Raw genomic sequence first — 10,682 nt, 5'->3', positions numbered from 1 at the left:
GACCGCTTCCTGTTCGTCCCCCTCGGCACCGGCATCGCCGGCGCCATCGGCATCGCCGGCCGCATCGAGGCCGGCGCCCACGGCTACGCCGGGGAGATCGGCCACATCGTGGTCCGCCCCGGCGGACCCGCCTGCGGCTGCGGCCAGTACGGCTGCCTGGAGACCCTGGCCTCCGCCTCCGCCGTCTCGCGCGCCTGGGCCGCCGCCTCCGGCGACCCCGGGGCCGACGCCGCCGACTGCGCCAAGGCCGTGGAGTCCGGCGACGCCCGCGCCGAGGAGGTCTGGCAGGCCGCGATCGGCGCCCTCGCCGACGGGCTGGTCACCGCCATCACGCTGCTGGACCCGAGCACGCTGATCATCGGCGGCGGGCTCGCCGAGGCCGGGGAAACCCTGTTCACACCACTGCGGACGGCCGTCGGGGAACGCGTGACGTTCCAGCGGCTGCCCGAGATCGTTCCGGCCGCCCTCGGGGACACCGCCGGATGCCTGGGCGCAGGGCTGCTCGCCTGGGACCTACTCGCCACGGAGGTACCTGCCTGATGTCCGGACGCGCACAGAGCACCGTTCTCTCCGGCGCCAGGGTGGTGCTGCCCACCGGGATCGTGGCCGGCGGCCGCGTCATCGTCGAGGGCGCCCGGATCGTGGGCAGCGCCCACGAGGACGCCGCACTGGTGGACCTCTCCGGGCACTGGATCGTCCCCGGCTTCGTGGACATGCACAACCACGGCGGCGGCGGCGCCTCCTTCACCTCCGGCACCGCCGAGGAGGTCCTCACCGGCGTGCGGACCCACCGCGAGCACGGCACCACCACCCTCGTCGCCTCCACCGTCACCGGCGACCTCGACGAGCTGGCCCGCCGGGCGGCGCTGCTCGCCGAGCTCACCCAGCAGGGCGAGATCGCCGGCGTCCACTTCGAGGGCCCGTTCATCAACCCCTGCCGCAAGGGCGCGCACAAGGAGGACCTGCTGCGCGACCCCGACCCGGCGGAGGTCCGCAAGCTGATCGACGCCGCGCACGGCGCCGCCCGCATGGTCACCCTCGCCACCGAGCTGCCGGGCGGGCTGGACTCCGTGCGGCTGCTCGCCGAGCACGGGGTCATCGCGGCCATCGGCCACACCGACTCCACGTACGACCAGACGGTCCGGGCCATCGACGCGGGCGCGACCGTCGCCACCCACCTGTACAACGCGATGCCCGGCCTGGAGCACCGCGCACCGGGCCCGATCGCGGCGCTGCTGGAGGACGAGCGGGTCACCGTCGAGCTGATCAACGACGGCACCCACCTGCACCCGGCGATGCTGGAGCTGGCCTTCCACCACGCGGGCGCCGACCGCGTCGCGCTGATCACCGACGCGATGGACGCGGCCGGGTTCGGGGACGGCACCTACCACCTGGGCCCGCTGGAGGTGGAGGTCAAGGACGGCGTCGCCCGGCTCGTGGAGGGCGGCTCCATCGCCGGCTCCACCCTCACCCTCGACACCGCCTTCAAGCGGTCGGTGAGCGTCGACCGACTGCCCGTCGAGTCCGTGGTGCAGGCCATCTCCGCCAACCCGGCGAAGCTGCTGGGCCTCTACGACGAGGTGGGCTCGCTGGAGCCCGGCAAGTACGCCGACCTGGTGGTCCTGGATGCGGAGTTCGACGTGAAGGGCGTCATGCGAAGGGGCGAATGGATCGTCAGCCCGCTGGGCTGAACCGGCCTTTCGGCCACGGCGGAGCGGGGCGGACGGCCCGGAGGACTGGGCTGGCCGCCCTCCGTTTGGCATGATCCCGGCACACACCAAGACCGGGACTGGCCATGATCCTCACCGTGACGCTCAACACCGCGCTCGACGTCACCCACCGGGTGCCGCGACTGCTGCCGCACACCTCCCACCGGGTGACCGCCGTCACCGAACGCGCCGGCGGCAAGGGCCTGAACGTGGCCCGGGTCCTCGCCGCGCTCGGCCACGAGGTGACGGCGACGGGCTTCGCGGGCGGCCCGGCCGGCACGGTCGTACGGGACCTCCTCGCCGGCTCCCCCGGCGTGGTGGACGCCCTCGTCCCCTGCGCCGGCACCACCCGCCGCACGCTGGCGGTCGTCGACGAAAGCACGGGCGACACCACCCAGTTCAACGAGCCCGGCCCGCAGATCTCGGCCGTCGAGTGGTCGGCGTTCCTCGCCCGCTACACCGAACTCGCGGCCGGGGCGCGTGCGGTGGCCCTGTGCGGGAGCCTGCCGCCGGGCGTGCCGGTCGGGGCGTACGCGGTCCTGGTCCGGGCGGCCCGCGCGGCCGGGGCCCCCGTGCTCCTCGACACCAGCGGCGAGGCCCTGCGCCGGGGGGTCGCCGCCCGGCCGGAGATCATCAAGCCGAACGCGGCGGAACTCGCCGAGCTGACGGGCTCGCGCGACCCGCTCCCCGCCACCCGCGACGCCCGCCGCCGGGGCGCCCACGCGGTGGTCACCTCCCTGGGCCCCGAGGGCCTCCTGGCCGCCACCCCCGACGGCACCTGGCAGGCCACCCCGCCCCGCACCCTGCGCGGCAACCCGACGGGCGCGGGCGACTCGGCGGTGGCGGGCCTCCTGTCGGCCCTGACGGAGGACCTCCCCTGGCCGGACCGCCTCACCCGCGCGGTAGCCCTGTCGACGGCAACCGTCCACGCCCCGACGGCGGGAGAGTTCGACCCCCGCACCTACGCGGAGGTACGGGGGTCGGTCAAGGTCACGGCCGTCCCGGCGGGCGGGCGGTGAGGGGGCGGCTCAGCCGCGCTCCAGCCAGAGCTGGTCGATGTTGATCTCGCACTGGTTGCCCGTCTCGCACGAGATCTTGACGGTGTTGGAGCCCTTCTTCAGCTGCACCAGCGAGTAGGTGTTCGTCCAGCCCCACTCGCCCGGCTTGGCCAGGGCGAAGTTCTTCATGTTTATCGCGCGGTCCTGCTTCTCGCCGTTGACGGTCAGCGTGGTGCTCGCGTCCTTGCCCGGCACCGCGTAGGTCATCTTCAGCTTGTACTGGCCGTCCTTGGGGACGTCCAGGGTCCAGGTGACCGCCGCGCCCGCCTGGTTGAAGTTGCCGACGTACTGGCCGCCGGCGCTCTTCGCGCCCGGCACGGTCGTCTGCAGCGTCGCGCCGCCCGTGAGCGCCATGCCGGCGCCCGAGGCGTCCGCCTTCGGCAGCGGGCTCTGCGAGGGCTCCGGTGAGGCGCTCGGCTCCGCGGAGCCTTCCGGCTGGTTCGGGGCCGCGGACTGGGACGGGCCCGTCGCCTGGTTCTTCTTCTTGTCGTCGTCCTTGTTGCCGAAGGCCAGCGCGGCGCCGATGCCGATCGCCACCGCCGCCACCACGGCGACCGCCGCGATCAGCATGCCCTTGCGGCTGGAGCCGCCGCCGTTGCCGCTGCGGCCGCGCCCTCCGGTCGGGCTCATCTGCTGCGTGTGCGGGGCCGGCTGCTGCGGGACCCCGTAGCCGTTGGCCTGGAGGGCCTCGGGGGCCTGGTACTGGGCCTGGTAGGCCTGCGGGGGCTGCTGCTGGGGGACGGCGCCGCGCTGGCCGCCGTACGTCCGCTCGCCGACCGTGCGCACCTGGTTGTACGAGGTGCGGGGGACCCCGGGCTGCGCGCCGGGCTGCCCTCCGACCGCGGGGCCGGGGTAGCCGTATCCGCCGCCCTGACCGGGCGGGGTGGCTCCGGCGGCCTGGCCGTCCGCGTAGAGGTAGCCGAACGGGTCGTCGTCCTCGGGCTGGTTCGCCCCACCGTGCGGGCCGTTGTTCGCGGGCGTCGTCATCGCAGGTCACTCCTTTCGACCCACGGGAGCCTACCCCGAACACGTGCGCCCACGGGTGGCCGATCCGATCACCCGGCCCGGCGGTGGGCCTTGGAGCGGGACCTCTTCTCGATGTACATCCGCTGGTCGGCGGAGCGCAGCACCTCGTCCGCGGACATCCCGCAGCTGGCCCAGCCGATGCCGAAACTCGCCCCGACGCGCACGGCCCGCCCGTCCACCCGGATCGGCGGGATGATCGCGTTGCGCAGCCGGACGGCGAGGTCGGCGGCGTCGGCCGCGCCGAGGCCGTCGGCGAGGACGACGAACTCGTCCCCGCCGAGCCGGGCGACCGTGTCCCCGTCCCGGACGCCCGTGGTCAGCCGGCGGGCCACCTCGATCAGGACGGCGTCGCCGGTGTGGTGCCCGAACCGGTCGTTGATCGACTTGAAGCCGTCGAGGTCGCAGAAGAGGACCGCGAGCCCCTTGGTGCCGTCGTCGATGTCCGAGGCCGGCGCGACCGTGTGCACGTGGTGGTCGTACGGGCCCTCGGGCTGCCCCGGGAAGCCGCCGGGGAAGTCGAACCCCTCGCCGCCGTGTCCCGGGCCCGCAGCGGCGGCGCCGGCGGGCGCGGTGTAGCCGTCGTAGCCGTGCTCGCCGGGGCCGACGCCCTCCGGCCGGCCCTCGAAGGCCGCGTCGAGCGCCTCCACCGCGCCGGCCCGCACCGACTGGGGCCGCCGGCACAGCCGGGCGCCGAGGCGGGCGCGCAGCTCGGCGCTGTTGGGCAGGCCGGTGAGGGAGTCGTGGCTGGCGCGGTGCGCGAGCTGGAGCTCGTGCCGTTTGCGCTCCTCGATGTCCTCGACGTGCGTGAGGAGGAACCTCGGCCCGTCGGCGGCGTCGGCGACGACGGAGTTGCGCAGCGAGACCCACACGTACGTGCCGTCGCGCCGCCCCAGCCGCAGCTCGGCCCGGCCGCCCTCGGCGGAGGTGCGCAGCAGCGTCCCGATGTCCTCGGGGTGGACGAGGTCGGAGAAGGAGTAGCGGCGCAGCACGGAGGCGGGCCGCCCGAGCAGCCGGCACAGGGCGTCGTTGGTGCGCAGCAGCCGGCCGTGCTGGTCGCCGCCCATCTCGGCGATGGCCATGCCGCTGGGGGCGTACTCGAAGGCCTGCCGGAACGACTCTTCGCTGGCCCGCAGCGCCTGCTGCTCGCGCTCCAGCCGGACCAGGGCCCGCTGCATGTTCGCGCGCAGGCGCGCGTTGCTGATCGCAATGGCCGCCTGGAAGGCGTACATCTGGAGCGCCTCGCGGCCCCAGGCGCCCGGGCGGCGGCCGTTGCGCGGCCTGTCCACCGAAATGACACCCAGCAGTTCCCCGCCCGTCGCATACATGGGGGCGTAGAGCCGGTCCTCGGGGTGCCACTCGTCCTCGAAGCGCGGATCGGGTCCGTCGGTGTGCCACTGGGGCACGTCGTCCTCCAGCAGGACCCAGCCCTCGGTGTGCGGGATGAAGCGCAGGCCGTCCCACTCCTCGCCCATGGTCAGGCGGCGCTCCCAGGCGGCGCGGGAGCCGACGCGACCGGTGATCAGGGCTTCGGCGGCGGGGTCTCCCGCGAAGGCGGCGACGACGAGATCTCCGTCAGGGCGTACGAGGTTGACGCAGGCGAGTTCGTAGCCGAGGCCGCGCACGATGCCGTCCACGACGGTCTGCAGAGTGTCCGCCAGGCTCCGGGCCGTGTTGAGCTCGGCCACCACCTGGTGCAGCTGCCGCAGGGTCGCAAGACGGACGTACGGCTCCGACTCGGTCTCCATTGCTCGCTCTCCCCGAGACCTCGACAGCAACTCCAGGTTTGTCATCGGCGTTTCGTTGCGGTGTCCCGTCCACTGAATCACAGTGAGCTGTGCGGCAGGTACACAGGGTCAACAAATCTTGCCCTCTGTGACTCAAGTCACATGAGATGAATACTGCGGTGCCGTAGGCGCGTTGAGGACGGGGGCCCTCACCCGCCTTCCCTCGCGCAAACGATACGCCGGGCCTAGGCCCTACGGCGGGGACACGGCTCGGACCAGCGTCCGATGTGCGCCGCGCGAGGACCGCACTAGCGTGCGGTACGTGCCGAAGACGACCCCCGCAACCCCGCCCTACGCCCCCTCCGCGCCCCTCTCCCCCCATCCTGAGGGGGTGAGCAACGACGAGTTCCGCGCCGCCATGTCCCGGCTGGCGGCGGGCGTGTGCCTGATCACCGCCCACGAACCGCCCCTGACCGCCGGCGGGCCGCGCGGCGAGGACGTGGGCATGACCGCCACCGCCTTCATGTCGGTGTCCCTGGACCCGCCGCTGGTCCTGGTCAGCGTCCGCGAGGGATCCCGGATGGACGACCTGCTGGCCGAGCAGCCCCTGTGGGCGGTGTCCCTGCTCGCGGACAGCCAGCTGCAGGTCGCGAGCCGCTTCTCGATGAAGGGCCGGATCAGCGACCGGCTCCTGTTCGCCGACCTCCCCCACGAACGCGGCGCCGCCTCGGGGGCCCCGCTGCTCTCGGGGGCCCTGGCCACCCTGGAATGCCGCACGACGTCCCGTGTCCCGGCGGGCGACCACACGCTGGTCATCGGCCACGTCCTGACGGCCTCGTTCCCGTCACCGGACGCCGAGCCCCTGACGTACTTCCGCGGCCGCTACCGCCACCTGCGGCCGTAGGGCGCGGGGGCGGGACGAGGACGAGCGGCGGGGGACGAGGCACGGGGACGGGGGACGGGGGACGGGGGACGGGGGACGGGCCTACCAGTCGCGGGAGCTGCGCCCCCGCTTCGTCTCCCCGCGCGCCTTCTTCTCCCGCAGCCGCCGCTCGTTGATCCCGCGCGGGATCCGCGTCGCACGCCGGGCCTTCGGCGGGGCCGCCGTCGCCTCCGCCAGCACCGCCGCCATCCGCACCAGCGCCATCTCCCGGTTGCGGTACTGCGACCGGTGCTCGGACGCGCGGACCGTCAGCACCCCGTCCACCAGCCGCCCGGCGAGCCGCTCCAGCGCCCGGTCCTTCCACACCTGCGGCAGCGCCTTCGTCGCCGCCACGTCGAACAGCAGCTCCACCCGCGAGTCCGAGGTGTTCACGTGCTGCCCGCCCGGCCCGGAGGAACGCGAGAACCGCCAGGCGAGCTCCGCCTCGGGGAGCACGACCGCACCGCGGATGACATAGGGACCAGGCATGCCCCCTATGATCCGCCCCCGCCCCGCCCCCGTCACCCTCATTTCCCGCCCCGGGCACCCCAGCGGAACCCCCCTGGAACCTCCACGCCCCCTCCCCGCGTTATGAAGGGCAGCGGTAGCTTGGCCCCACATCGGGACCGAGCACCCGGAATGACGAGGAAGGACACCAGTCACATGGCAGTAAGCCTGTCCAAGGGCGGCAACATCTCGCTCTCGAAGGAGGCCCCCGGCCTCAGCGCCGTCACGGTCGGCCTCGGCTGGGACGTCCGCACGACGACCGGTGTCGACTTCGACCTCGACGCCTCGGCCATCGCCGTCGACGCCACGGGCAAGGTCGTCTCCGACGGCCACTTCGTCTTCTTCAACAACAAGTCCACCCCGGACCAGACCATCGTCCACACCGGCGACAACCGCACCGGCGAGGGCTCCGGCGACGACGAGTCCATCAAGGTCAACCTGGCCGGCCTGCCCGCCAGCGTCGACAAGATCGTCTTCCCGGTCTCCATCTACGACGCCGACTCCCGCAGCCAGAACTTCGGCCAGGTCCGCAACGCGTACATCCGCGTCGTCAACCAGGCCGGCGGCGCCGAGATCGCCCGCTACGACCTCTCCGAGGACGCCGCCACCGAGACCGCCATGGTCTTCGGCGAGCTCTACCGCAACGGCGCCGAGTGGAAGTTCCGCGCCGTCGGCCAGGGCTACGCCTCCGGCCTCACCGGCATCGCCCAGGACTTCGGCGTCAACGTCTGACCCAGGGACGCCAGGGCACCGCGCGGCCCCTTCCCCACCGTCCCGGGGAAGGGCCCGCGCCCGCCTTCGCTACCGTTCCACGGGTGATCCTCCAGCCCCTCACCCCGGTCGACGGCGCCCTCCCCGGCCCCGTCCTCACCGAGATCGCCGCCCTCTACGCGACCAACCGCGCCTTCTTCGAGCTGAGCGGCGACTTCCCCGACCCGACGCGCATCACCGTCGAACAGGTCGCGACCGCCCTCGCCGACGAACTCGCCCCCGACGGCGCCGAGGTCCTCCTCGCCCGCTCCGCCGGCCGCCTCGTCGGCCTCGCCGCCACCCTGGCCCACCACCCGGACCCCGCCGACCCGGACCCCTGGATCGGCCTGCTCCTCATCGACGCCACCGCCCACCGCGAGGGCCACGGCCGCACCCTCACCCGCCTCGTCGAAGACCGCTTCCGCACCGCGGGCCGCACCGCCCTACGCCTCGCCGTCCTGGAGGACAACACCCCGGCCCTCGCCTTCTGGCAGGCCCAGGGCTACACCGCACTCCGCCACGCCCACGACCGCGAACACGGCCGCCCCTGCCTGGTGATGCGCAAACCCCTCTAACCCTTCGGCCGCGCGTCCCCGTACAGCCACACGTCCCACACCTTCTTCAGGTCCACACCCGTACGCCGCTGCGCGTACGCGGTGAAGTCGGCCGTGCTCGCGTTCCCGTACCGGTGATCGGCGGCCCACCCCCGCAGCAGGTCGAAGAACTTCTCGTCCCCCACCTCCTGCCGGACCCGGTGCAGCACCATCGCACCCCGGTAATAGACCGGATCATCGGAAATGTGCTCGGCACCCGGCGGCGAAGCCGGCGCAAAAGCCGCCCAGTCCACCCCGGCATGACCGTCGACCGACGTGTCCCCGGCCAGGAACGCCTCGAACCGCCGCTGCGCGCTCACACCCCCGTGGGACTCCGCCCACAACCACTCCGCGTACGTGGCGAACCCCTCGTTCAGCCACATGTCCTTCCAGGACTTCGGCGACACCGAATCCCCGAACCACTGGTGCGCCAACTCGTGCAGCACCAGGTCCTCGTCGGGCGCACCCGGATACACCGGCTTCGTCTGCGTCTCCAGCGCGTACCCCAGCGACCGCGCCGGCATCACGATCGACCCCACCGTCCCGAACGGATACGGCCCGAACGTCGCACTCCCCCACTCCACCATCTCCGGCACCCGCGCCAGCACCGCCCGGGACGCCTCCTCCTCGCCCGGCGCCACGGCCTGGTAGACCGACACCCCCGAAGCGGTCCGCCCCGTGGACACCTTGAACTTCCCCACGGCGACCGTCGCCAGATAGCTCGCCATCGGCTCCGCACTCCGCCACGCGAACGCGGTCCGCCCGCCCCCGACGTCCCGCCGGGAGAGCAACTCCCCGTTCGACACGGCCTCGTACCCGGCCGGAACGGTCACCGTGACGTCGTACGCGGCCTTGTCACTGGGATGGTGGTTGCCCGGGAACCAGCCCATCGACCCCACCGGCTCCCCGACACCGACCGCGAAACCGCCCGCGGCCGTCAGCCAGCCCTCCTTGGACCCGTCCGGATCGACCAGCGCCTTCGGCCGGCCGCCGTAGTCCACCCTCACCCGGAAGACCTCGCCCTTGCGCAGGTCCTTCGCCGGACGCACCGTCAGCTCGTTGCCGGTCCGGTTGTAACGCGCCGCCGCACCCTGCACGTCCACGCCCTCGACCTTCATCCCGCTGAAGTCGAGGTTGAACGAACTGAGCCCCTGCCCGGCCCGCGCCGTGATCACCGCCGTCCCCCGCAGCTCCCCGCCGGCCGGGTCGTACGCCAGGTCCAGCGCGTAGTGCTCGACCTGGTACCCGCCGTTGCCCGCCCGGGGAAAGTACGGATCCCGCAGCCCCGACGCACCGGGCCGCCCCTGCACCGTCGCCCCCGTACACCCCGCGGTGAGGGCGATCAGGACGGCGAGGGCGGGGGCGGCGAGGCGGGTGAGCGTGCGGAGTTCCACACGCCCGAGGTTACTTGCCCAGGGCCTCGACCCCGGCCTTGGCGAACTTCTCGTCCAGGTCCCCGCTCGGCGCGCCGGCCACACCGATACCGGCGACGGGCGCACCGCTGGCCTGCACCGGGGTACCGCCCGCGAGGAACAGCGTGCCCGGGATGTCCTTCAGGTTCGGGGCCTGCGCCAGCCGGCCGGCCAGCACCGAGGTCGGGGCGTTCCAGGACACGGCGGTGAAGGCCTTGCGCTCGGCGGACTCGTACGACTGCGGGCCCGCACCGTCACCGCGCAGGGTGACGATGGTGTTGCCGTTGCGGTCCACCACGGCGACCGTGACCTTCTGGTTCTCCTTCTCGGCGGCCTTCAGCGCGGCCTGGGCGGCACGGGTCGCGGCGTCGACGGTCAGGTGGGTCGAGGTGGTGAAGTTGTCGCTCTTGACCTCGTCCTTCTTGGCAGGGGTGGCGCTCGCGCTGACGGCCCCGAACGTCCCGGCGCCGAGAACGACGGCGAGGGCGGTACCGGTGAGGACGCGGGTACGGGTGTTCATCACTGCTCCTGGTGGTCTCGACTGGCTCCCTCCAACCATCACCGCCACCCCCCTCCCACCCCGTCCCCGTACCGGCTCGCCCCACCGACCACACCGGTTGACCCGGGGGTCATCCGATCGGCCGATGCGGTGGGGCTGGCCGCCCGGTTTCCTGGGGCCGTACCCCCCGCCCGGGGGCTCCGCCCCAGACCCCTCCGGGATCGCAGACCACCCATCTGCGGCCCGCGTCCTGGGGGCCAGCCCCCAGCCCCCCGCGCCTCAAACTCCCCCAGCTACCGCTGGGAGGTGCCCCCAGGCGAGGCTGGAATTTGCCGGACTGGAAAGGGACCCCACCCCAACGAGGGCCGAGGTTTCCCGGTCTGCCCGGTCGGGGGCGGGGACGGGGTGGGGTGTCGTCCGGGGCTAAAACGAGATGACTTCGGCGCCCTGGGGAGCCGCACATCCCTGATCCGGCCCAGAGC

The 10,682-nt window shown here is 73.3% G+C and carries 11 protein-coding genes; 6 read left to right on the top strand and 5 right to left on the bottom strand.

Features of this window, described 5'->3' with window-relative positions; genetic code table 11:
- The 3 genes from ACFVXK_RS33270 to ACFVXK_RS33260 all read left to right on the top strand — a co-directional run.
- On the top strand, window positions 1–540 hold a 540-nt coding region (locus tag ACFVXK_RS33270; RefSeq protein ID WP_389619290.1), incomplete at its 5' end, for an ROK family protein.
- A complete protein-coding gene (gene nagA, locus ACFVXK_RS33265; protein ID WP_389619287.1) occupies window positions 540–1,691 on the top strand; it encodes an N-acetylglucosamine-6-phosphate deacetylase in 1,152 nt (383 codons plus the stop codon). The genes ACFVXK_RS33270 and nagA, both read left to right, overlap by 1 nt.
- 104 nt (window positions 1,692–1,795) lie before the next feature.
- Window positions 1,796–2,728 (top strand): 1-phosphofructokinase family hexose kinase, encoded by a 933-nt coding sequence (locus tag ACFVXK_RS33260; RefSeq protein WP_389619284.1) that lies wholly within the window; start codon window positions 1,796–1,798, stop codon window positions 2,726–2,728.
- Window positions 2,729–2,737: 9 nt separating this feature from the next.
- On the opposite strand, the gene ACFVXK_RS33255 is transcribed toward ACFVXK_RS33260, so the two are convergent.
- Both ACFVXK_RS33255 and cdgB read right to left on the bottom strand, forming a co-directional pair.
- Window positions 2,738–3,754 carry a CBM35 domain-containing protein gene (locus ACFVXK_RS33255; protein ID WP_389619281.1) on the bottom strand — a complete coding sequence of 339 codons (1,017 nt, stop codon included), beginning with the start codon at window positions 3,752–3,754 and terminating at the stop codon, window positions 2,738–2,740.
- Window positions 3,755–3,822: 68 nt separating this feature from the next.
- Window positions 3,823–5,538, bottom strand: a complete 1,716-nt coding sequence (gene cdgB, locus ACFVXK_RS33250; RefSeq protein ID WP_389619278.1) for a diguanylate cyclase CdgB — start codon at window positions 5,536–5,538, stop codon at window positions 3,823–3,825.
- Window positions 5,539–5,839: 301 nt separating this feature from the next.
- On the opposite strand from cdgB, the gene ACFVXK_RS33245 reads away from it, so the two are divergent.
- Window positions 5,840–6,421 (top strand): flavin reductase family protein, encoded by a 582-nt coding sequence (locus tag ACFVXK_RS33245; RefSeq protein WP_389619275.1) that lies wholly within the window; start codon window positions 5,840–5,842, stop codon window positions 6,419–6,421.
- A gap of 81 nt (window positions 6,422–6,502) precedes the next feature.
- Here the strand turns inward: ACFVXK_RS33245 and arfB are convergent, their stop codons facing one another.
- On the bottom strand, window positions 6,503–6,928 hold the full coding sequence (gene arfB, locus ACFVXK_RS33240; RefSeq protein WP_389619273.1) for an alternative ribosome rescue aminoacyl-tRNA hydrolase ArfB: 426 nt from the start codon (window positions 6,926–6,928) through the stop codon (window positions 6,503–6,505).
- A 174-nt stretch (window positions 6,929–7,102) separates the two neighbouring features.
- Here arfB and ACFVXK_RS33235 point away from each other — a divergent pair, with 174 nt between their 5' ends.
- Window positions 7,103–7,678 carry a TerD family protein gene (locus ACFVXK_RS33235; RefSeq protein WP_045952052.1) on the top strand — a complete coding sequence of 192 codons (576 nt, stop codon included), beginning with the start codon at window positions 7,103–7,105 and terminating at the stop codon, window positions 7,676–7,678.
- An 83-nt stretch (window positions 7,679–7,761) separates the two neighbouring features.
- Window positions 7,762–8,271, top strand: a complete 510-nt coding sequence (locus tag ACFVXK_RS33230; protein WP_389619269.1) for a GNAT family N-acetyltransferase — start codon at window positions 7,762–7,764, stop codon at window positions 8,269–8,271.
- Here ACFVXK_RS33230 and ACFVXK_RS33225 read toward each other — a convergent pair.
- Window positions 8,268–9,683 carry a M1 family metallopeptidase gene (locus ACFVXK_RS33225; RefSeq protein ID WP_389619266.1) on the bottom strand — a complete coding sequence of 472 codons (1,416 nt, stop codon included), beginning with the start codon at window positions 9,681–9,683 and terminating at the stop codon, window positions 8,268–8,270. The genes ACFVXK_RS33230 and ACFVXK_RS33225 overlap by 4 nt on opposite strands.
- Before the next feature lie 10 nt (window positions 9,684–9,693).
- Window positions 9,694–10,221 carry a heme-binding protein gene (locus tag ACFVXK_RS33220; RefSeq protein ID WP_389619263.1) on the bottom strand — a complete coding sequence of 176 codons (528 nt, stop codon included), beginning with the start codon at window positions 10,219–10,221 and terminating at the stop codon, window positions 9,694–9,696.
- Window positions 10,222–10,682: the final 461 nt, after the last annotated feature.

The organism is Streptomyces sp. NPDC058157 (assembly GCF_042884105.1).
GTDB lineage: Bacteria > Actinomycetota > Actinomycetes > Streptomycetales > Streptomycetaceae > Streptomyces.
The sequence above is the reverse complement of the archived record's forward strand: the minus strand, read 5'-3'. Positions and strand labels throughout refer to the sequence as shown.